The 24,300-nt window shown below is 30.2% G+C and carries 20 protein-coding genes; 1 reads left to right on the top strand and 19 read right to left on the bottom strand.

Going from position 1 to position 24,300, the window contains the following annotated elements; all coding sequences use genetic code 11:
* Positions 1-6: 6 nt before the first annotated feature.
* Entirely contained in the window at positions 7-1,167 is a 1,161-nt protein-coding gene (locus tag KO515_RS00985) for a glycosyltransferase family 4 protein (protein ID WP_215934510.1), read from the top strand.
* Here the strand turns inward: KO515_RS00985 and KO515_RS00980 are convergent.
* The 19 genes from KO515_RS00980 to KO515_RS00890 all read right to left on the bottom strand — a co-directional run bounded on the left by KO515_RS00980 (position 1,164) and on the right by KO515_RS00890 (position 24,280).
* Positions 1,164-2,576 (bottom strand): exopolysaccharide biosynthesis polyprenyl glycosylphosphotransferase, encoded by a 1,413-nt coding sequence (locus KO515_RS00980; protein ID WP_215934509.1) that lies wholly within the window; start codon positions 2,574-2,576, stop codon positions 1,164-1,166. The two genes, KO515_RS00985 and KO515_RS00980, sit on opposite strands and share 4 nt — an antisense overlap.
* Before the next feature lie 91 nt (positions 2,577-2,667).
* Positions 2,668-4,014, bottom strand: a complete 1,347-nt coding sequence (locus tag KO515_RS00975) for an exopolysaccharide biosynthesis polyprenyl glycosylphosphotransferase (protein ID WP_215934508.1) — start codon at positions 4,012-4,014, stop codon at positions 2,668-2,670.
* Positions 4,015-4,216: 202 nt separating this feature from the next.
* Positions 4,217-5,356 (bottom strand): glycosyltransferase, encoded by a 1,140-nt coding sequence (locus tag KO515_RS00970; RefSeq protein WP_215934507.1) that lies wholly within the window; start codon positions 5,354-5,356, stop codon positions 4,217-4,219.
* Positions 5,349-6,551, bottom strand: a complete 1,203-nt coding sequence (locus KO515_RS00965; RefSeq protein ID WP_215934506.1) for an O-antigen ligase family protein — start codon at positions 6,549-6,551, stop codon at positions 5,349-5,351. Before KO515_RS00965 ends, KO515_RS00970 begins: the two co-directional genes overlap by 8 nt.
* Positions 6,548-7,351 (bottom strand): glycosyltransferase, encoded by an 804-nt coding sequence (locus KO515_RS00960; protein ID WP_215934505.1) that lies wholly within the window; start codon positions 7,349-7,351, stop codon positions 6,548-6,550. The genes KO515_RS00965 and KO515_RS00960 overlap by 4 nt, the downstream gene beginning before the upstream one ends.
* Positions 7,338-8,729 (bottom strand): O-antigen ligase family protein, encoded by a 1,392-nt coding sequence (locus KO515_RS00955; protein WP_215934504.1) that lies wholly within the window; start codon positions 8,727-8,729, stop codon positions 7,338-7,340. Before KO515_RS00955 ends, KO515_RS00960 begins: the two co-directional genes overlap by 14 nt.
* Positions 8,730-8,735: 6 nt before the next feature.
* Positions 8,736-9,644 (bottom strand): sulfotransferase family protein, encoded by a 909-nt coding sequence (locus KO515_RS00950; protein ID WP_215934503.1) that lies wholly within the window; start codon positions 9,642-9,644, stop codon positions 8,736-8,738.
* 14 nt (positions 9,645-9,658) lie between these two features.
* Positions 9,659-10,963 (bottom strand): MATE family efflux transporter, encoded by a 1,305-nt coding sequence (locus KO515_RS00945; RefSeq protein WP_215934502.1) that lies wholly within the window; start codon positions 10,961-10,963, stop codon positions 9,659-9,661.
* A gap of 201 nt (positions 10,964-11,164) precedes the next feature.
* Entirely contained in the window at positions 11,165-12,625 is a 1,461-nt protein-coding gene (locus tag KO515_RS00940; protein WP_215934501.1) for a hypothetical protein, read from the bottom strand.
* Between the two features lie 105 nt (positions 12,626-12,730).
* Positions 12,731-14,188, bottom strand: coding sequence for a hypothetical protein (locus KO515_RS00935; protein WP_215934500.1), 1,458 nt, complete (start codon positions 14,186-14,188; stop codon positions 12,731-12,733).
* 2 nt (positions 14,189-14,190) lie between these two features.
* Positions 14,191-15,663 carry an MBOAT family O-acyltransferase gene (locus KO515_RS00930; RefSeq protein ID WP_215934499.1) on the bottom strand — a complete coding sequence of 491 codons (1,473 nt, stop codon included), beginning with the start codon at positions 15,661-15,663 and terminating at the stop codon, positions 14,191-14,193.
* Between the two features lie 192 nt (positions 15,664-15,855).
* Entirely contained in the window at positions 15,856-16,707 is an 852-nt protein-coding gene (gene rfbD, locus KO515_RS00925; protein WP_215934498.1) for a dTDP-4-dehydrorhamnose reductase, read from the bottom strand.
* Positions 16,704-17,249 carry a dTDP-4-dehydrorhamnose 3,5-epimerase gene (gene rfbC, locus KO515_RS00920; RefSeq protein WP_215934497.1) on the bottom strand — a complete coding sequence of 182 codons (546 nt, stop codon included), beginning with the start codon at positions 17,247-17,249 and terminating at the stop codon, positions 16,704-16,706. Before rfbC ends, rfbD begins: the two co-directional genes overlap by 4 nt.
* A gap of 1 nt (position 17,250) precedes the next feature.
* Positions 17,251-18,114 carry a glucose-1-phosphate thymidylyltransferase RfbA gene (gene rfbA / locus KO515_RS00915; protein ID WP_215934496.1) on the bottom strand — a complete coding sequence of 288 codons (864 nt, stop codon included), beginning with the start codon at positions 18,112-18,114 and terminating at the stop codon, positions 17,251-17,253.
* A 1-nt stretch (position 18,115) separates the two neighbouring features.
* On the bottom strand, positions 18,116-19,141 hold the full coding sequence (gene rfbB, locus KO515_RS00910) for a dTDP-glucose 4,6-dehydratase (protein ID WP_215934495.1): 1,026 nt from the start codon (positions 19,139-19,141) through the stop codon (positions 18,116-18,118).
* Positions 19,134-20,186: a hypothetical protein gene (locus KO515_RS00905; protein WP_215934494.1), complete on the bottom strand. Its 1,053-nt coding sequence runs from the start codon at positions 20,184-20,186 to the stop codon at positions 19,134-19,136. Before KO515_RS00905 ends, rfbB begins: the two co-directional genes overlap by 8 nt.
* Before the next feature lie 3 nt (positions 20,187-20,189).
* On the bottom strand, positions 20,190-21,881 hold the full coding sequence (locus tag KO515_RS00900) for a DUF6909 family protein (RefSeq protein ID WP_215934493.1): 1,692 nt from the start codon (positions 21,879-21,881) through the stop codon (positions 20,190-20,192).
* A 27-nt stretch (positions 21,882-21,908) separates the two neighbouring features.
* Positions 21,909-23,411 (bottom strand): GH3 auxin-responsive promoter family protein, encoded by a 1,503-nt coding sequence (locus KO515_RS00895; protein WP_215934492.1) that lies wholly within the window; start codon positions 23,409-23,411, stop codon positions 21,909-21,911.
* Entirely contained in the window at positions 23,411-24,280 is an 870-nt protein-coding gene (locus KO515_RS00890) for a M23 family metallopeptidase (RefSeq protein WP_215934491.1), read from the bottom strand. The genes KO515_RS00895 and KO515_RS00890 overlap by 1 nt, the downstream gene beginning before the upstream one ends.
* Positions 24,281-24,300 lie beyond the last annotated feature (20 nt).

Below are 24,300 nucleotides of genomic sequence, written 5' to 3'. Positions count from 1 at the left end.
GTATTCTTGAAGAAATTAATGATTATCACCAGTTATTTTCCACCAGAGATTGGTGCGGCCTCTAATCGCATTTATCACTTGGCGGAAGGCTTAAAAAATGACTATGAAGTTAGTGTGGTCACTCCACTCCCTAATTATCCGACAGGTAAAATTTTTGCAACTTACAAAGGGAAATTCAGTGCTAAAACCGAGGAAAACGGTATTAAAATTAATCGATTATGGATATACGCTTCGGTTTCTAAGAATAAATTTTTGCGTTTAATAGCCATGCTTTCTTATAGTTTTAGTTTGATATGTTTTTTTATTTGGAATAAAATTCCGGATAAAGTAATAGTTCAATCCCCTCCGCTATTAGTCTCATTTACATGTATGTTCTTTTTAAGATCTAAAAGAAGAAAATTAATTTTGAATGTAAGCGATTTATGGCCAAGTGCAGGTTTAGAATTAGGAGCTTTAAAAGAAGGTTTTGCCTACAAAATGCTTAAGAAACTGGAGGCTTTCAATTATAAAAAGGCAGATCTTATTTTAGGGCAAAGCAATGAAATTCTTACTCATGTTAAAACTATTACAACAAAACCTGAAATGTTTCTATATAGAAATTTTCCTGAGATTGAGTATCCAAAGCTCACTAAAAAGGAATCGTCTGATGGTAGAGTAAAGCTCGTTTATGCCGGACTTTTAGGCGTAGCTCAAGGTATATATAAACTCTGTAATGAAATTGATTATACTGCTATTGAGTTTCATATCTATGGTTCTGGTGCTGAAGAAGAAACGATTAAACATTTAATTAATTCTAAGAAAGACTTACCACTTTATTTTCATGGCAGAGTGAATAGGAATGAGCTACATAAAGTACTTTTAAACTATGATATGACCATTATTCCGTTGTTAAATAGAATTTATGGCTCCGTACCTTCCAAAATATTTGAATACGCAAAATTAGGCTTACCAATGCTTTATTTTGGAGGAGGTGAGGGTGAAACTGTTATTGAGAAAAACAAGCTAGGTTGGGTTGCAAGAGAAGGCAACTACAAGCATTTAAATACCACATTAAGATCAATAACAGCCAAAGACTTGAATTATGACTTAAAAATAGCTATTCAAGATACGGCTCGACTTCAATTTGATTTTGAAAGACAATTAGAGTCGCTTAAAAAGATCCTTTAATAAGCTTTATCGTCGCCTCTAACAACGTTTATTATAGTTAAACCAATGATTTTCAAATCGAGTAAAAGTGACCAATTTTCGATATAAAAAATATCGTATTTCACTCTATTGATAATATCCTTATCGCGTTTAATTTCACCTCTATACCCTTTAATTTGTGCTAAACCGGTTATGCCTGGTTTAACATTGTGTCTATAGATAAAGTTATACTTACTAATTTTCTTAGAATAATCATCGGTATACGTAAGCATATGTGGTCTTGGACCAACAACAGACATTTCTCCTTTTAAAACGTTTATAAATTGCGGTAATTCATCAATACTTGTTCTTCTTATAAATTTACCAATAGAAGTGACACGTGTATCGTTCTGACTCACATAAGTCCCTTTAGATTCTTGGGTTGTGGTCAATGATCTGTATTTATAACAATTAAATACTTTATAATTTATTCCTGTTCTTTGGTGCTTATAAAATAATGGCCCTTTGGATTCTAATTTTATTAAAATAAACAAAATAATTGAAAGCCATGGTAATAAGAAAACTATAATTAATAGTGAAAACACAATATCAAATACACGTTTAAAAACTTTATTTACTTCATTATTTAATGCAACTTCTTGAATAGATAATACTGGAATATAGTTGTAATAGTCCGTTTTGTAGCGCTTGTTTATTAGCTTTTTTGTATTTGGAATAAATTTGATGTTACAATGATTAACATTGGCATACCTCACATACTCATTGAGTTCTTTTTCTGTTAAATCTGAAATTGAACAATAAATCTCATCAATATTATCATTATTACTTTCTAGATAAGCAAAACTGTCTTCTATAGAACCAGAATTATTCTCTTCTAGCGACTTACTAAAAATAGCTTTTATACTGTAGCCTAGTTCTTTCTTTTCTAGAAATATTTTCTTTAATGCGTTAACGCTTTCTCCATCACCAATAACAATAATATTCCTCAAGTTTCCTTTTAAATATACTCGAATAGATTTTAGAATGTAATAGCTTAATAACTTAACAAAGCTAATGGCTAAAAAACTATAAACTAAATAATTTAATGTCACAGAAACCTCTATGTTAATACTTCTAAAAAATCCTTCAAAGGCATAAACTAAAAAGGTATATACAACAAATTGCTTTATGATTAGAGAAAGAATATCTAACAAAGACGTGTATCGATAAACTTTATAAAATTTTAAAAAATGGGTTGATAAAAGCCAAAATACGATGGAGTATAATAAGTATAATATATTTTTATTATTGAACAACTCATATGAGAAAAAGTATAATTCTTGACTATTAAAGTTTAATAAGTAAAATGCAAGAAAATTTATGACAAAGAGATCATATATAATTAAAAACGGTCTTAAAACCCATGAATATCTTCCTCTTATATATTCCATATTTTATTGATCTATTTAGAAAGGGGCTTGTGGATTTATAATTGAAAACTTACTTGGAATGCGTTCATAATTTAAGAATAAATAGTATTATTTAATAGGCTTTTTCTTCTCCTTTAATAACATTTAAAACGGTTTTAATAATAATTTTCAGATCTAAAAACATAGACCAGTTTTCAATATAAAAAATATCATATTTAACCCTATTATGCATATCAGAATCTTTTTCTATATTTCCTCTGTATCCACTAACTTGAGCTAACCCTGTAATACCAGGTTTTACGGTATGCCTAACCATAAACTTGTTTATTTTGTTTTTATAATCATTAGTGTGACTCAATAATAAAGGTCTAGGTCCTACTACGGACATACTTCCAAACAATACATTATAAAATTGTGGTAATTCGTCAATACTAGTTTTTCTTATAAACTTTCCAACCCTAGTTATTCTCATGTCATTTTTAGATGCCTGTAGACTGTCAGACTCCTTATTGGCACTCATTGAGCGAAATTTATAACAGGCAAATAGCTTAAAATCGGCTCCATATCTTAATTGCCTAAAGAAAACATCACCTCTTGATTCAAATAATATTAATAACGCAATTAGTGGTGTAAACCATGACAGAAACCCAATTATAACCAAGAGCGAAAATGCAATATCAAAAGTCCTTTTAATAATTATATTTAAGTTATCCTTAAGAGGGATATTACTTAACGAAAATATTGGGATAAGGTCGTGATTTTCAAACTTTAATTTTTTTGAAAAGACATATTTGTTATTAGGAATAAGCTTTAATGTTTTTAAATTGTTATCAGCAAAATAAACCAATTCAGTCATTTGCTCATCAGACAATTCTTTTACAGAACAGTATATTTCATCAATCTTATTCTCTTTAATATAATTGAAAGATTCTGATATATTTCCTAATTTCTTTTTTGTCTCTTTATTCGTAAAAAATCCTTTGTATTTATAGTTATGATCTTTATTATGTTCAAAAAAATATTCTAGCTTTTTAGTAGAATCATTGTGACCAATAATTATTACATTATTATAATAAATGCCTTTATAACGCAAGTATCGCTTGATTAAAATAAAGGCGAGTATTCTCCAAAGAGAGAGAACAAAAAATAAGGAAAAGTAAAAATTAACTATTTTAAAAACACCTATTTTGTAATCTATAATATAGAAATACGATAGAATTAATAATAGAAAAAGAGAAACTCTAACGATTAAGGTTACACAAATAATTCTTATAATTCTTAAAGTTTTATTTCCATTTTTTAAAGGTGAAAACAAGGAAAGTATCGTCCAGAAAAGAATTGGTGCAATTATTATATTGATATCTACTGCTAAAAGTTTAACTAATAGCAAACAAACTAACAGCAAATCGATAATATACAGAACAGGTCGTAGTAATTGTGTATAAAATCTATCATTCATAATAATCCTCTAATCTATATAACAACTGAAGTTTCTAAAGCAAATATAATTGAATCTAAGTAATATGGATAAAATTGAGTATAAATTTCAAAACTTAAGAGGAACACACAAATTAGTGAAAGAACCAGAACTATTCAGTCAAAAGACATACGATTATCTATATGGTCTCAATGTTATAAACTAACATAAGAAAAAATAGAATCTATCTCGTTATACAATATTTTAAATATAGGGCTTCTAGATTTTTAATACTTCCTTCTAAGTTAAAATTTTGATTGAAAATCTCAAGTGAATTTTTCTCAAATTCCAATCTTTGAGAATCATTTTTTATGAGCTCTATGGTTCTCTTACTCATCAAACTAATATCTTCTGCATCTACTAAATATCCGTTTTTTCCGTCAAAAACGAGATCTCTATTTCCATCACAATCGGTTGCGATTATTGATTTAGATAAGGCAAGACTTTCAATTACCGCATAAGGTAGTCCTTCGTATCTGGCCGTAGTGATGTACAATTTTGATTTAGAAACAATATGAAAAATTCTTTCGCGTTCAGTCCATTCTATCAAAGTCGTATTAGCCTCTAAACCGTAGCTTTTTATTAATTGTTTTACATTTTCTGTATTCGGACTTACCACTCCAATACCCATTATGACCAAATGAACATTCGGAATTTCTTTTTTAACCTCCTTTAATACCTCAACCATCAACTCAATATTTTTTTGATATGATGGCCTTCCAACAGTACAGATGTACTCCTCTGGCAGGTTGTATTGTGAAATATCACTAAACTCAGAATCTAGTGTAATAGGAGAAATACAATTATTAAAAAGTGCAGTTTTAGTTTTCTTATATTTTATTTCGCTTATACCTCTTTCCAATTCAGAATTAGATGAAGCCAATAAAATCGATTTTTTATTCTTAAGCACTCGTTCTATTAACACATAGAAACGACGTTTAAGACCATTACTAGCACTTAAAAAGGAATACGCCTGTGGAGTATGTAAAACATTAATAGAATTTAAGATAAACCCTATGGAATTGCCTACTAATCCACCTTTGGCGCTATGCGCATGAATGAGATCTGGTTTTTCTTTTTTAATTATTTTATAAGCCTTAATAATAGATTTAAAATCTTTTAAAACATTTATATCGCGCTCAATAGGTATTTTGTACTCCTTTACGTAGTTGTTAGTATCGTCTAAAAAATTTGAATTATCTTTTGTACCATGTATAACAATATTCTCAAATTTTGAAGAGTCGATAGCTTTTATTAAAACTCTTAAAGAAGTATCTACACCACCTACCGAATGAAGAATATGTACAATTTTTTTTTTACTCATCTAATAAATTATCTTCTGATGTATTTGGGCTTAACACAATTAAAATTAACGCGAACAAATATACTCCTATTTGTCTGTGAAATAAATTTTCAATTAAAGCAAATAAAACCAATACTAGAAGAATATTTAGTTGATTAACATCCTTATTATTAAGTCTTACAAGACTGTAAATTAAAAACAAAAAAACGGCTAAACCAATAACTCCTTTACTTAATAATAAATCTAAATACTGATTATGAGTATTAAATCGTGTGTCTAAAAAATAGGCTACACGTTCTTTTTTAGACATTGAATGGCTATAGCAGTTATTGAGATTTTCTTGTGTTTTATTAAAACCATCACCTATAAGTAATTTGTGTTCGGGGCTAGTTACCTGCGAGAACGCACAATTCCAAATAACATATCTTGGCTCCCACTCTCTTATTTTATAGAAGAAATCATTTGTCTTATCCACATACATAAAACGTTTCGCTAAATTATCGTTGAATAAAAAAAACGCCGCAACCGTACCACATATTAATGTAACTGTTATCAGTGATTTTCTTAAACTTGTTTCATAAAAAATTTTTATCATAAATAATAATAAAACCGTTATGATTGCCATTCTAGACACCACTAAAAACAAAAGGCAGGCACTTAATAACATATTAACCGTAAGAAACAGCCTATATTTCTTAGGTATTTTAGACCATATTTTTAGAGAAAAAGCAACGCTTAAGGAGTTTAAGAACCCAAAATAAAGACGTTCTATAAATAATAAATCATTGATATGTTGCCCTGATGCAATTTCAAATGATTCCACTCTTAAAGTGTAGTTGACGAGATTAAATATAGAAATAAAATTACCTAAAGTTACCGATAGTATAAAAACTAACAGTAGCTTAAAGTTCACTTTTACAGGAAGGGATAATACTAATACTGCGCCTGTAATAAGTAATTTTTTTATAACGTACAGATCCTCCGAAACTGTACCAATAATTAGTGATGATAACGCTATAAAAAGTATAATTACAATCGCTGTAATATATATTTTGTGTGCTAGGAGTCTTTTAATAAACCGCTTATCTACAAAGGGAAGTAAGGCAAATAATACTCCGATAAGAATATTTGGAACCGCCCTAATATCATCTTCAAACGGAATGACAAATACCAATGCATAAAACAGATAGTGATATATGTTGTGTAGTAATCTCAATTCAATTTGAATTTTTTCTTCAATTTGGTTGTCAGTTTTCTTGATACAAATAGTAACGGAATATTTCTAAACAATCCATAAATTGGATAAAAACCGAAATAAAAATTATCTAAAATGATACGAATTCTATTTAACACTTGAAGCCTTCTTTTTTGTGTTGAAATAGAATTAGGGTCAGAGACATAATACATTAATATCTCCGGATAGTTTTCAACCTTATAATGCTTTAGCGCTTTGAAAAAAAACGCATAATCTTGTGAGGCTCTTCGATACTCAAAGGGATAATTACCAACTTTTTCTAAAATTTCAGAATAGAATATCACTGAAGGGTTTAAAAACATACTGTTCAAATACATTTTTTTCTTTAGCGTTTCGTAATCTGTAGGATGCTTTAGTTCGTGTAAAAATGTTCCATGTTCATCAATGACATTTGCCCAAGTGCCTAGTAGTTTTACCTCCTTATTTTGATCTAAATAATTAATTTGTTTAAAGCATTTATCTTTCATAAAGATATCTCCACAATCAAAACGACCAATAAACTCATAGTTCTTTTTCAACGCCACGTCTAATCCAAGATTGGCCGCAACACCGACACCTTTATTTTCTTTTAAGTACTCAAAGTAAATTTTTCCAGAGTTATAGATTTGGCATAACGCGTCTTCATTAGGCTTATAGTCACTTCCATCATCAACAACTAGAATATCTATATCTATTTGCTCATTTATTGATGCCAGTGACTCTTCTAACCCTTTAGGGTTATTGTAATGCGCCATTACGAGGATTAGTCTACTTTGATTCATTAATTAACTTTTTGTTTGATTTAATCATTACCATTATAAATGCCAAGCATAACCAGAAGGCATAAACTCTAAATGTATCTGTTTTTAACCAATTAAAAACAAAACCTACCATAGAGATTGTTATAACAAGCGCGATAATAGTGTGCTCGTTTTGCTTTTTAAATGTTTTATTATAACACCAAAGCAAAATACTAATTAGAAATAAAATTAAAATGATAAACCCTATAATTCCTGTTTCCGCCAATATTCTAAGATACAAATTAAAACCAGGAGGAAATGGAGCATGATCTTCGTTTAAATGTTTTAGCCTGAACTCCCAATTGTCTACGGTAGCCCATTCTGGGTATTTATCTTTAGATTCAAAAGCCTGAAGCCCATAACCTGCTCCTACAACTGGGTTTTCTAAAAAAACGTCAAACATAGCGATTTGAATACCAAACCGCGTTTTATTTGATGTAGAGTGGACACCATCATCAATTTTAAAAGAAGTGAATTCATTATAAACATAATCTACAGTTGTTCTCATAAAAAAGATCAGCACTGCCGAGCCGGCAAACACTGATATTAGTACTATTTTGACAAAGAGTTTATTATATTTTCTGTCTTTAATTAAATATAAAACAAATACAAAGGCCTGTACAATAATGATAAAAAATACCGCTCTAGATTCTGACAAAAACGAAAAAACAATAACAAGTAAGCCTGGTATGAAACGCTTAAATGTTTTTCCTGTAAGAATATAACTAAACATCCAACCTGCAATACTGAGTAAATATGTTGCTAAAGCTGGAGGCTCAAATGTAACGGAGGAAATACGATTGGTCCATTTATCAATATTTACAGATGTAAAAGGAAAATAATCAAAAAGATGTAATGTGGGCCGCAGGCCATCCATTTTCAACTTCACAATTAAAAACTCAATACTACCATAAACGACAACAATAAATAAAGAATAGGAAAACACCTTTCTAACCTTAAAAAAAATTTCTTTTAAATCAGCATTTTCAATTATATTATAGAATGTAATGAAAAGGACAATAGTTGAAATAAGTAAAGCGATTAACTGCCTAACAAAGCGAGAAATCCCAGAGGTGTGTTTAAAATAATACTGAGTTAAATCATAACCATTAAATGCTACGGAAATAACAAACCAAGCAATCATTACAATTAATAGTTGAAAAATTAAATTTTTATACGGTATTTTAATTTTACCAGTGAAGAAGACAAACAAAGAAGACAATAAAAAAAACAGTACGCAAGAGTCTCTATCATATTCTCCTAAAATCCCAAAACCTTCAAATGAATTAAATGGTATAAAGAATAGGCCTAATAGAAACAGCCATAGCGCTATTTTTCTTAAATTAGTAACTGGCTTCATTATAAGTTATTGAAAATATTTAAAGTTCCATTTTGAAACATCTACGTTTAATGTTTTTAAATTATTAACGTCTGCTTTAAAAACTTCAATTAAGTATTCCTCTGTTTTATTATCAATTTCAGGTGTATCTACCTTAAATTTTTTAATTATGTTTTGTTTTAAATGCTTAGCCCATTTTGGAACTGGTGTATTCTTTTTAATTGCGGTTTTAAGTTTGTTCTCTTTAAAGATCATCTTAGTAATAAAATTACTCTCATATGAACCGCCCGGATTATATCTCTTGTCTAAATTAGAAGGCTCAAAATTACTATCGACTCCTAAAAATTGAAAGACATTACGTATTGTAGACTCGGTGTTACTAGATAACTCTTCTTGAGTAATAATTAATACATCATCAAAAACAGCCTGAGCAGCTTTTATTTTATCAAAATACAACGAATTGAAGGTGTAGTACCAAAAATCTGAATAACTTAATTCTTTACGTTTGTTTTCTTCCATTAAGCCATCATAAAAACTTAGTGTTTCTCTATGTGCCCTCACTAAATGCAAATAATTAGAATATGCTCTTTTGATGGGATCTCGTAACAAGATAATTATCTTAGGATTATCTAACTCTTTTTTAATTTTTTCAAATTCAGAAGGATAATTTATATATGATGGCGAAGCGTCTCCGATTGCGACTTCATTTGTAACATTCTGATAACAGGTTTTATAAGCTTTAAGCGACTTAATTTGTGTTTTTTTTATTTCTTTATCACCAGGACCTTGATTCTGTTTACCTAAAATATGATTGGTAAAGAAATGCAATTCTTTCTGCTTTGGCATATAAATTTCAGGATGCTCATTTAAATAATAATGTAGCGCTGTAGATCCGCATTTAGGAAAACCAGAAACAATAAAATTAGGTAGGCTCATTCGTTGTTTTAATTTTAAGATATAAACGTCTTCACTTTATCATTCTTATAACTTATAATCGCAGCCATAGATTTCCACAAAATCATACTAAATGCAGTTGATGATGCTGCTCCGATCATACCATATTTAGGAATAAAAATGATATTTAATACAACGTTAATTATTAAGCCAAAAATAAGCATTCTTTGTAACTTATTCTGTTTTCCTGTCATGTTCATATAGATTCCTACAGGGCCACATAACGAGTTAAACAACTGTCCAAATAAAATGATTAAAAGTGGTATTTGGGCTAAAACATATTTATTTCCAAATAAACCAAGAATCCATTCTGATAAAATAGCTATAAATGCAATAGCAGGAAAACTCAAAGCTAAAATAAGTCTATTACTATTTTTGAGCAACGTTTTTAATGCATTGTAATCCTTATTAGAATACATTTCTGCAATTTTTGGTGCTATGATAATATTTACCGACAAAAGCGCAAGAGATGTTATTGTTGCTAGCTTAACAGCAACAGCATAATATGCAACTTCTTCAAAAGTACTATACTTCGCCAAGAGTAAAATATCTACACTTTGCATTAAAAAATACGACAGTGCACTTATTGCCATTGGGTAAGACTTTAGAAAAATGTGCTTATAGGTTAATACAGAAGTTTGGGTCTGAAATTCTGTTTTTTTAATATTTAAATATATAATTATAAATGACGTTATAGCCAAACATGAAAAACTTAATAAATAGGCATCAATTAGATACACCTCGCTTGAGGTGTAAGCTAAATATATAGCCAAGATAAAAAAGGGAGTATATCTAAAAATATTTCTAAATAACTCTGATAAAATAGTTTTACCCATAGCCCTTAACATATCTATATTTAAAAAGGTAATAGCATACAAAGCGATTGAATACACCACCTTATCTATAAGATAAGACGCTTCATCTTTACTAAATAGATTATTTATAATCTTATCGGGTATTATAAGTTTTAAAAATAACATAACACAAGATGCCAAAACAATAATTGCTAGCATTTTGAAATAAACGTTTTTAAGCGATCCTAAGGTGTTTTGAGATTTAAAATGACCCGAATAATAAATTATAGATTGATTAGTCCCTAATATAGAAAGCCCTCCAATAATCATTAATATGGAACGTACAAAATCGTACTGCCCAACAGTTTTAGGAGAATAGTAATTTGTTAAAAAGAGAGAAAGTAGAAAAAGTAAAAGTACTCCTGTAACTTTAATAGCCAGCACCTTCAAACTCCTACCCATAAGGTCAGATTTAAAAAATTTTGCGACTATTGCGTTAATGTTCATATTCAGAAAGAATTATTTTTTTCTCTATGCAGAAGCAACTATTAATGTCTATAAAAATTATTTAGGATTATTTTTAGATATAACGTTGGAGCGCAATTTTAGTTGTTTACTGTACTAATATCTTGAAGGAAGCAAAAGTAATCTTTTATTTGGGTTAGGGAAACCTATCAACGCTTAGGTATTTTGGAAAGCAATCCTTATTCATTCAATTATTATTTTTTTGTATGTATTGGTTATAAAACATTCGCCCTGCTTGTTTTGTAAAATATGATAAACAGTATAACTCCCTTTTTCTAACAACGCCTTCTGAAATTTTAATTTATAGCCACTATTAATAAATTCAGGTCCGTATCTTTCCTCTACCCATGGAGCAGATCTTTCCTTGACTTCATTGTTAACAGTAATATAAATAAAATTATTATTTCCTCTAAAAGCAATAATTTTTTTCGCATCTGAATTTTTTAGACCTTTTCTTTTCATCCAGCCTTCTAATGTTACATATTTACTTTTTGTAGACACTTTTATCTCCTTTAGCGGTGCTTTATTCTGTCTGTGATATAACGTCGAATTGACCTTATTAACGGAACCTAGAAAAATTGAATCTTTAATGCCTCCTTTTAAATTATAAGCTACACCCTCGGGGCTATATTTCCAATTATAATCAGAACCCTTTATGTCTATATGTTTATTAATGTAATTTGCGAGTAAATTGCTCGCAAGAATTTGCCCTTTATAGTTTAAATGCTGGTTCTGGAGTGTATTCGTTTTTTCATCTAATATAAAACTTGATCCAAATGTTTTAGATTCATTTATATCAAATAAACTTACATTTTTGTGTTTAGAAATTATATTTTTTAATTGATTATATGCAACATCATAAGATGATTTAGTTTTTTCATAATAGATATCTAAAAATGGAACCGTAGTGAATACCAACTGAAAATTATTCTTTTTTGATAAGGCAATTAGATCATTTAGAATCTTCTTTTGATCTTTTGAAATACTAATTGGGTCATCAAAAACTGTTTCTTGAAACTTTTTTATTCGATTTTCGCTAATAATTCTAGTTCCCAATGCATTATCATAAAACTGTGTTTGATATTCATCTGAAAGATATTTACTTAATACACTTGAAAGTTTTTCGGTATCTGACCAAACCTCATGATATTTAAAAATATTAAATGAGTTTAATACAACGTTGTTATCTTTAAAAACGCTATCGGCTTCGATAATTTTATCGAAACTTAGTTTTTTAGCATAAACATAATTTGGATTATTAATATTTAAATTTCCCTTTTTGTCTGTGATATTTTGAGGTTGACCAGGAGCTAGAAAAGCAAAATTTTCAACAATTACAAGTTTTGGAGTTTGTGTCTTTAAAGCCTCTTTTAAAGAACTGTACATTTCATTTAAATTAGTACCGGCCATACTTAGGTTGTACGTATTTAAATTACACTTAGCAGAAATAATATTAGAATTTAACCCGCAATGCGCGTGAGAATTACCGATTATAATTGCATCTAAAGAGTTAGACGGCTTTTTATAAAAAAAGAAGTATTTTCTAAAATCTACACTATCCTCAACGAAGTATTGATCAATGTTATAAATAACAAACAAGATTACACCTAAAAATAGAATACTTTTAATAAAAAAACCCCTCATACCTCAAAACTTAAAATAAACTCTTGTTTATATAGACTCTTTACAAACCACAACTAATTATTGATAATATAGCTCTCATTTTTTTAATCATTTTTTAATTAAAGATTATTCTATAGTTATCCATTTCCACATATCTTTAACTAAGATGTCACCTTTATCAGATTCTATAATATTATAAATTTTATACTTCCCTTTTTCTAGGGCATTTTTATCTATTTTAAACTGATATCCAGATTCTAAATAATCTTCTCCGTATTTATTGGCTATATTTTTTACAGACCGTTTACTTAAATCTCCTTTAGAGATAAAAATAAAACTGTTATTCTTCTTTAGAGCAATTTTTCTAGTTGTTTCTCTTGAAGGTAATTCGTCTTTAAACATCCACCCCTTAATCGTTATGTATTTTTGATTTTTAGGAATAGCAATTGTAGTTTTCACCTTGCCATCAACATTAAATTTGACTCCATTTACAGTTGAAATATAACTTAAGAATGATGTGTCTTTTTCTATCTTTCTATGACTGTATAAAATATCTTCAATAGACCTAACCGGCTTTTTTAAATGAGAATCAAACTTATAATTTTTCTTTATAAATTTCGATAACAAATGAGTCGTGTTAATTATCCCTTTGTAATTAAGGTGTTGATTATTATTAACATTACCCGGCAAAAAACGTGTTTTATCATAGCCACCAACTTCAGAATTTATATCGTAATACGTAATGTTTTTATGTGATTTAAAAATTTCTCTTAATTCATTTTCAACTCTTTTAAAACCTATTGCCGTTTTCTTATAATAGACATCTAATACTGGGACCGTAAAAAATAACAATTCAAAATTGTGTTCTTTAGACAATTGAATGATTTTCTCTAAAAACAGCTTTTCATCATCAGATATGAAAAAACCTTTAGTATCAAATTCCTTGTTTTGATAAGCTTTCATCTGAACATCAGAAAAATAACTTGTATATTTATTAATGTCTTGATTTATTTTCTTCGGATTAAAAGACAACTTAGCATCAATAGATTTTGATAACGTTTCTACATCGGTCCATACATCATGAAACCTAAAAAAATTAAACATATGGAATACTTTATCCTCAGGATAAATACTGCTTATTTCTTCTAATTTAGCCATGCCAAATCTCTTATAATATTCTGTATTATAAGATTTTAATACCATGTTTCCATTTTCATCTATGCTGTTATTGTACTTGTTATTAGGCACAATTAATCCAAAAGTTTCTATAGATACAATTTTTGGTGATTGACGTGTAAGAACTTCTTTTAAATTAAAGTAGGTTTGCGCAATATTCATTCCTGCACCACTAATTTTTATAGAGTTAGTGTTACAATTGGCATCTAAAATATAAGTATCTATCCCTTTGTTTAAATGTGAACTACCAATAAAAACAATATCTGATGAGTTCTTGTCTTCTTCATAAAATGAATTAAAGGAACTAACATCCCAGCTAGAATTATCCACAAAATAAGGCTCAATCTTTAAAAGTATAAAGACTAAAATCGCTCCAAAAACTAAAGATTTGCTTAGTAAAGCCCTCATATTTAAAATTGAAAATAAATAAACTCTTGAATATTTCTGTCTCCATAAATACCAAATACAACTATGGATAATACAATACTTAAATAAAACAACCATCTAAATACTGTTGCTTGGTTATTTAAATACTTTATAATATTATGTTTTCTATGCAAATATTCAAACAGAAACAGCAATAAAATAGCAATACTAATTATCTTAAACTCATTAGGTTTAAAACCTATTAAATAGGTATCCTTTTTAAATATATTGCTTAAATTGAAATTATAAAAAAATCCCGAAACTATTTGAAAAGAATCACTTAGTGAGTTCGCCCTAAAAAAGACCCATGCGAAACAGACGATACTAAATATGATGAATCCAAAGAAAAGGTGATTAGAAAGATTCACTTTATCTAAACCTAATTTCTTAAATACTCTTTTTCTAAAAGTAAAAGTGCCTTTTTCAATCATCAAAATCACGCCATGAATAGCTCCCCAAATAATAAAAGTCATGGCAGCTCCATGCCAAAAACCACTCACCACAAATACAATAAAAATATTAGCGTAAGTTCTAAATTTACCTTTTTTATTTCCTCCCAAAGGAATATATAGATAATCTCTGAACCAAGTAGACAACGAAATGTGCCAGCGTCTCCAGAACTCCGTCAAGGATTTTGAAATATAAGGACTATTAAAATTCTTCATTAAATCAAATCCCATAGTGCGTCCTAAACCAATGGCAATATCTGAGTAACCAGAAAAATCACAATAAATTTGAAATGCGAAGAGTATGGTGGCATACATGTAACCAACACCTCCATAATCATCCACATTATTATAAACCTGATTAACGTAAAGTGCTGCCCGATCTGCAATGACCATTTTCTTAAACAAGCCAAAAGCCATTAATAATAGGCCAGACTTTACAAGCTTATAATTAAAAGTGTAGGTTTTATAAAATTGAGGTAATAAATGAGACGCTCTTTCAATAGGACCAGCAACAAGCTGCGGAAAAAAAGCAACAAAAGCACTAAATGCTATAATATCATTCGTTGGCTTTAGCTGTTTTCTATAGATGTCAATAGTGTAACTTAAGGTCTGAAATGTATAAAAACTAATCCCAACAGGAAGTATTATATTTAATGTAGATACCTCAAGCGCTTTACCAAATAATCGAAACGAATCTACAAATGATTCTATAAAAAAGTTAGTGTATTTAAAATAAATTAAGAACCCTAAATTAACAAATAGGCTTACAAAAAGTAGTTGTTTTCGCTTGCGCTTGTCTTCTGTTTTATGCATTTGTTTACCCACATAAAAATCCACTAATGTACTCACTGCAATTAAAAACAAAAAACGCCAATCCCACCAACCATAAAAGGTATAACTAGCAACTAAAATTAGAATATTTCTTAAAGTAAGGTTTTTGGCTACAAGCCAATAAAGCACAAAAACTATAGGAAAAAATATAGCAAAATCGAGCGAATTAAATAACATATGTAAAAATGAGATTTCTTAATTAAAATTATACATACTAACCTACTTATATTAAAGTAATAAGACTGTATTTATCACCCTATTTTATAATTAGAATACAATAATACTAATCTTAATAATTATAAAATAATGAATAGCTTTAATTCGTGATTAAATATCCTAAATAATATGTGATGAAGACGATCTTACCTTCTAAAGATTAGTAATGGCTTGCGCTAAACTCAACTTCCAATTCGGAATTTTAAGATCTAAAAGTTGACTTATTTTTTGAGTATTCATTATACTATACTTTGGTCGTACTGCTGGTGTAGGATAATCCTTAGTTTCAATTTTATTCAGCTTGATTGAACTATTACATACTTCAAAAATTTCTTTTGCAAAATCATACCAACTGACCTCTCCCTCATTAGAGTAATGATAAACACCATAATTTGTGGTTTTAGATTCCATAAGCTTTAGAATCACATCTGCTAAATCTCTGGCATAAGTTGGACTTCCAATTTGATCACCTACAACACCAATGTCATCACGCTGATTGGCTAATCTTAACATCGTTTTTAGAAAATTATTTCCGAATTCCGAGTATAACCAAGACGTTCTAATTATAAAATGACGTTCTAGAGCTTTAGAGATAGCCTGCTCGCCTTTTAATTTAGTGATACCATAAACGCCTAAAGGATTCGTGTTATCACTTTCTAAGTAGGCTTTTGAAGATTTACCATCAAATACAAAATCTGTTGAAATATGAATTAGTGTGACATTAAAGCTATGGCAAGATTCCGCTAATAGCTTTGCTCCTAGATGATTTACTCTATCAGCTAATTCGATTTCTTCTTCAGCCTTATCCACAGCGGTATAAGCTGCACAATTAATACAATAATCAAACGACTGTGCTCCCAATACCTCTTCGATATTAGTTTTGTTGGTTATATCTAAATCCGATGACGATTTAAAAACAAATTGAAAATTGTGATATTGTGTAGTTAAACTTTGAATGCATTGTGCTAATTGACCGTCTTTAGCAGTCACAAGTACTTGTATCATAGTTTAGCCTCTTTTAATTTAGGAAGTATAATATCTTTATCTGAAAGAATAAAATCAGCACTAGGCAATTGCCAATCGATATTTAAATCTTCGTCGTTGTAAATGATGCCGGCTTCAGATGCTTTATGGTAATAATTATCACATTTATAACTAAAGATTGTTTCATCTTTTAAAACTATAAATCCATGTGCAAATCCCCTAGGGACAAAAAGTTGTGTTTTATTTTGTTCTGAAAGTTCAACAGAAAAGTGCTCACCAAAAGTCACAGAATTCGGTCTTAAGTCCACAACAATATCTAAAACCTTACCTTTAATTACTCTTACTAATTTTGCCTGAGCATATGCACCTAATTGATAATGTAAGCCTCTTAAGACTCCTCTAGAGGATTGCGATTCGTTATCTTGAACAAATTCAATATTTAAACCCAAAGCTTTATTAAACGTCTTTTGGTTAAAGCTCTCAACAAAATAACCACGTTTGTCTTCAAAAACTTGAGGCTCTATAATAAAGCACCCACTTAGCTTGGTTTCTTTTGCAGTCATATTATTCGGATACTAAACTTAATAAATGCTTACCATAACCACTCTTAGTTAACGGCTTAACCACTTTTATAAATTGTTTTTTATCAATATATCCCATTCTATATGCTGCTTCTTCAATAGCACCTATTTTTAAGCCTTGACGCTCTTCTATAACCTGTACAAATTGGGAGGCTTGCATTAAAGATTTAAAAGTACCTGTATCTAGCCACGCTGTACCTTTATCAAGTACACTTACTTTTAATTTCCCTTGGTGTAGATATGTCTTGTTGACGTCTGTTATTTCCAACTCTCCACGTTTACTTGGTTTGATATTTTTAGCGATATCCACTACTGAATTATCATAGAAATAAATACCAGGAACGGCATAATTAGACTTAGGATGTTCTGGTTTTTCTTCAATTGAAACCGCATTATCATGCTCATCGAACTCTACAACACCATAGCGTTCTGGATCGTGCACATGATAAGCATATACGATGCCTCCATCAGGATCGTTATTTTGTTGCAACAATTCCGCTAAACCTGTTCCATAAAAAATATTATCGCCCAAAATTAGAGCCACCTTATCGTTTCCTATAAATTCCTCTCCTATAATAAAAGCTTGCGCTAAACCATTTGGTTCTTCCTGCACAGCATATTCAAAATTGCAACCAAAGCGTTTACCATCTCCTAGCAATTTTTTAAATAAGGGCAAATCTTGAGGTGTAGAAATAATTAGTATATCCTTGATACCAGCCCACATTAAAGTAGACAACGGATAATAAATCATGGGTTTATCATAAATAGGCATTAATTGCTTACTGACCGCTAAAGTTAATGGGTGTAATCTTGTACCTGATCCACCTGCAAGAATAATTCCTTTCATATTAACTATTGTATTTATTTAGGTACCAATTTATAGTTTTCAATATGCCTGATTCAAAATTCTCACTTGCCTTCCATCCCAGTTCATTTTCTAATTTTGAAGCATCAATCGCGTATCTAAAATCATGTCCAGGTCTGTCTTTTACAAAAGCTATTAAATCCGCATAAGACCCCTTACAATCTCTAGGCTTAATACCATCTAATATTTCGCAAATCTTATGAACGATATACAAATTATCACGTTCATTCTTACCACCTACATTATAGGTCTCACCAGCTAATCCATTCTGAAATGCTAAATCAATACCCTTACAATGATCTTCTACATATAACCAGTCTCTAATATTCTTCCCATCTCCGTAGATTGGAATTGGCTCTTTAGACAACGCCTTTCTAATTATAGTTGGAATCAGCTTTTCATCATGCTGTTTTGGACCATAATTATTACTACAATTTGTTGTAACGACATTCATTCCGTAGGTATGAAAATAACTCCTAACAATAAAATCTGATGATGCTTTTGATGCGCTATATGGGCTATTAGGAGCATAAGGAGTGTCCTCTGTAAATAAACCTGTTTCTCCTAACGTTCCATAAACCTCATCGGTAGATATATGGTGAAATCGATTATTCTTGCAACCGTCTTTATATTTAAATGGAGCTTCCATCCAATGTTTTTTAGCAACATCTATTAAATTAAATGTACCATTAACGTTTGTTTTTATAAAAGCATCTGGGTTTTTAATAGAATTATCTACATGAGATTCTGCAGCAAAATGAATAACACCAGAAAAGTTATAAGTCTTAAAAAGTTCATTTATCAGTTCTGTATCACAAATATCTCCTTTAACAAAGGTATAATTATCATTGTTTTCAAGTTCATTTAAATTAGAAAGCTCACCTGCATATGTGAGCTTGTCTAAATTAACAACTTTAATATTCTTATATTTTTCTAAAAAATAGACTATAAAATTTGAACCTATAAAACCTGCGCCACCTGTAATAAGTATAGATTTAGGTTTACTCATAATTTTTTATAAAATTAAATGCTTTAATTACCAAAAACCATAAAACGAATAAGATCAAAATAAAAATTGGAAATATGAAAAAATAGCGCTCTGTTAGCGTTTTATCTTCATAACCTAATTTGTCAAAAGGAGATATAATATCAAAAATGGTATCATCTTCAGCAATAGTTTTATTTAAATAATTTAAATTTCTCCTAATTTCTTGTTCTTTTATAAAGAGATCGTACTCATTAGTTACCGATTTTACTTCTTGTAATGGAATTCCTGTATTTAATCCAAAGGATACATCTCTATTGTTAGATTCGTTCTTTAAAACTTCTAAATATATATTTTGAATACTATCTAAACGCGATAGCTCAGTAGTTAAGGATTTACGCTCAATATATGCTAAAGTATCCCTAACTCGCTTTTGCTTTTTTGTAAAATCATTTTCAAACGTTTTTTTAAATCCTTCGGTGAGTTTTAAAAAAATATCTTGTTTTTTAGATTTTGCTATAATGGTATACATACTTCCAGATAACAGAGTTCTGTTATTTACATATTCATTATAGTTGACTTGATTTACTAAAGACGTATCTATAGATTGAATATATTCATTATACTCTCTAAACAAATCATTTTGAGTTTCAGGACCTCTTGCTAATTCAAATCCCTTTAACTCATTTGCCGTTACGCTGTCTATTTCAAAGATAGTCTCCAACTCCTTAAAATTATCAGACTTAATCAAAGCATTAAAATAGTCAATGCTATTAACTAATTGATATTTAGAATCAAAATGTGCCTCTACCACCATTTTAGATGAATAGATAGGATCTTCAGATTTTTCAAGAATAACACCTAAAATCACAGCAATTGTTAAGATTCCTACAACCAGTTTAAAATAAACTATTAATGGTTTTATAACGTGTATAATAGCAGAAAAAATCCCGGTCAATATTCTACCTATAAAAGCAAAAAGCTTTTCAAATAATCCACCTATGGCATTAAATAATTGTCCTAAATCAACCTCTTCGTTATTGGGTTGCTGTGGTAATTTTTCACTCATTGTTTATGAATTAAATATTTGTTCTAGTATTTTTTTTGTTATTACGTATGTTGGTTTCACACCAGAAGTTCCTAAACCTCCAGAAGCTAATGTACCTCCTGTTTCTAATGGATTATCACTAGCATAATACGCATACCTTACTTTGACATCTTCGTTTATACTACCTCTAACTCTAGATGCTGCTTGAATGGCCTTTTGATAATGTGCTCCTTCCATCTCCAAACCGATAACATTCCATGTTGACTTCTTAAAGAATTTTAAAATCTCTTTATTTTGAAGCGAAGTTCCTAAAACAGTCACCATAGTCCCTTCAAAAACAGATACACCACAGTCTGCTAAATCACCCTTTGTTAATTCATTTTTAAATGGATAATTATCGGCAGTACCTTCAAAAATATGAGCCGTTGGAATCATAACATCGCCTTTACCTCCTTCTAAGATTCCTGCTTTACCCATTATTGATATCGATTTCACGTCTAAATGAATATCTTTTCCATCGACATGTATCGGTTTTAAAAACTCATCTAAAGTTTCATAGGCTTGTTCTCCAAAAGCATAATCCATTACAAAAATAACTGCCTTATTTTCTTTAGCTTCTTCGAGATATTTAAATTCAGTTTTAGAAAAATCAATTTTAGCCGTATCAAAAATCTGAATGTCTATATTCGTTCCAGATGTATCATTGATTTGAATCATTCCATTTTGCAACGCTAGTTTTTCAACTTTATTGCGTAGATCAGAATTTTTAGAATTACTTAAGGCCTCATAGGTTTGAAAAATATCTTTTTTAGCATCTGCACCTTTTAGTGCTCCTTTAGCAAATAAAGAATTCATAACGCTATGCATATTGGCACTAATAACATGAATTGGCCGTTCTAATAAGCCGTTTTTATGCAAAGCCGCCTTGATGGTGTCTGCCCATATTTCTCCATGAATATGATGTCCTAAACGCTCTCTTAAAACTGGACTAAAAGTAATAGTACGTTTAGAATTATTAATAGTTTCTTCAATTGCTAATTTACCCAACCAATACACAATATGAAGTAAACGTTCTGGTTGACTTTCGGTTGCAAATTTTGGATACGCTTCAGTGAGTTCGTTAAACGTTCTTCCTAAAATATTAGCCGTGTGCGTAATGGCTATTTCGCGTTCTTTTTGCGTAAGTTTTTTTGTTGAAAGTACCGCATTTTCTAATTTTTGCCAATCCCTAACCGTTGAACCATCTTCATCTATAATAACGCGTTTACTAATTTTATGAGACTCCACAAACAGAAACGTAAGGTGCGTTAATATATCGTAAATCTCTGAACGACCTCTTGTGATTTCAATATTCATTTGCTCGTCATCAATACGGTAGCAATTACGTCTTCGTTTTGGTGGAATTATAGCTTTAAAATGCGAATTTCCATAACCTTCATCACTTGTTAGGTTAATAAAAGTACATTCTTCTATACCTTGTGGTAAACGATCTACCACATATAGTAAACCTTCTAATTCTGCTTTTTCTTCTCCTATAGAACCATAAATTTCTGGACGTAAAAGCAATAATGCTTCGCGTAATGTTTCACCAGAAACTCCCATAGGCTTATAAAACCCACGATTAAATAAGTGACGCATAGTTATATACATGCGTTCTATAGCGCTAGAACTCTCTTGAGCTCTAGTTCTTCCTTGTTTCTTTTTATTTGTAATCATATCTTAATTTAACCTACAAATATAGGCTTATTTGATTAATTTAAGTTGATGTAAACGGTCTGCTATTTTTCTATCATTAGCAAGTCTTGGTATTTTATTTTGGCCTCCTAATTTCCCTATAGATTTCATATAGGTTTGAAATCCATCTTTTTTAATTTTCGAAATTTTTAATGGCCTAAGAACCTTCCCCTGAATCAAGTCAAAATAATAACTATTTTGTTGCTGTAAGGATTGCTCCAAAGCTTCAATTAATTCGGCGTCATTTTCTGGCTGATTTTCAAACTCTATGAACCATTCATGATACGGTAAGCCTTCCATTGGACTTATTTGAGGCGCAACCGTAAATTCATTCACCGATATCATTGTGTTAGCCGTAGCTTCCTTTAAAGCTTGCTCCACTTCTTTGCCAATAACATGCTCTCCAAAAGCTGAAATAAAATGTTTTATACGTCCACTTACAATCACTCTATAGGGTTTTAATGATGTAAACTCTACAGTGTCTCCAATATTGTATGCCCAAAGCCCTGCTGTTGTAGAAATAATCATTACATAATTTACGCTTAACTTTACATCTGCAATGGTGAGTCGTTTTGGTTGATCCTCAAAAAAGTGCTCAGCTTCTATAAACTCATAAAATATCCCTGAATTTAATTGAAGCAACATACCACGTTCATTCTGTTGATCTTGAAATGCAAAAAAGCCTTCACTAGCAGGATATAGCTCTATACTGTCGACTTTCCGTCCTATTAGATTTTCAAATTTAGCTCTGTATGGTTCATAGTTAACCCCTCCAAAAATAAATAGATTGAAGTTTTTAAAGAGATCACCAACACTTTGGCCCGACTTTTCAATCAATTTTTCAAAGTACATCTGCACCCAAGAAGGAATACCAGAAATGATACTCATGTCTTCATTTATCGTTTCATCTACAATGGCTTCAACCTTAGTTTCCCAATCATCAATACAATTGGTTTCTAAACTTGGTAATCTATTTTTTTGAAGATATTTAGGCACATAATGCGCAACAATTCCTGAAAGTCTTCCGAGCTTTATACCATTCTTTTCTTCTAAAATAGGACTACCTTGAAGAAAAATCATTTTACCATCTACAAATTTTGAATTTCCTGTTTCATAGATATACATTAATATGGCGTTTCTAGCCGCTTCAACATGCGTTGGCATACTTTCCTTTGTAATCGGAATATATTTTGCACCAGAAGTAGTACCAGAGGTTTTTGCAAAATACACTGGTTTGCCTTTCCAGAGTATATCCTCCTCACCTGCTACGACACGCTCTACATAAGGTTTTAGGTCTTCATAATCTCTTACAGGAACGTTATTTTGAAATTCTTCATACGTCGCTATAGCTTCAAAATTATGATCCCTACCAAAAGCAGTGTGCTTAGCTTCAGAAATTAAATTTTCAAAAACTTTTTGTTGTGTTTCAATAGGTCTAGAAGACCATTTTTGAATACGTTTTGCTACATATTTAGCAAACGGTTTAGAAAGTGCAGCTTTAAATGAAGGCATTATTCAAAATTGATAAAATTAGTTGGATCTACAGCATAACCTTTACTCCACAATTCAAAATGAAGATGAGGCCCTGTAGTAAGCTCTCCTGCATCACCAGACATCGCTATAACTTCACCTGACTTTACAACATCTCCTTGCGATTTTGTGATATCTGAATTGTGTTTATAAACAGAAATCAACTCTCTATTGTGTTCTATGATGACCACATAGCCTGTTTCTACAGTCCATTCAGCAAAAATAACCGTACCATCTGCTGTTGCTTTAACAGGAGTATGAACAGGTACAACAACATCTACTGCATAATGTTTTTCTTCTAAATTATACCCTTCGGAAATGGTTCCATTTACAGGAGGAAATAAAATGTAACTTGAATGGTCTCCTGCAACTTCAAACAAATTGTATTTATCTTCTTTTGCGACTTTTTCTCTTAAAAGCGAATCTTCTCTACTTGTTGGCACCTGTAAAATATCTAAATCATTTTTAGCAGCTTCAATAACAGAGTCTCTATTAAAATCTAATGTGGCTACATCTCCTGTTAGTACTTTTCTTATAGAGGCATAGTAACGTTTATTCAATTCCAATTCTTGAACTAGTGAATCAGTTTTGTAGTTCAAAATGGTTGCTTTCTTTTTTAATTTTGCTGAAGAATACCCCGGAATGTATTCTCTTAATGGTGTAAATGCAATCAATAAAACTGTAAAAAACACCAATGAAATCGCGGAAACCGACGTTAAGATAAAGACGTTGAGTCGTGTTAATTTAATAGCAAAGCGCTCTTCAAAAGTATCTTCATTAAGTATGACTAAACGATACTTATGTAGTAACTTTTTAGTGAATTTTTTTTCTGATTTTTTCTTTTTTGCCATTGAAACAAAATTAGTTAAAA

It is taken from the genome of Winogradskyella psychrotolerans (genome assembly GCF_018860545.1).
Classification (GTDB): domain Bacteria; phylum Bacteroidota; class Bacteroidia; order Flavobacteriales; family Flavobacteriaceae; genus Winogradskyella; species Winogradskyella psychrotolerans_A.
This window is presented reverse-complemented; position numbering and strand designations above follow the sequence as displayed.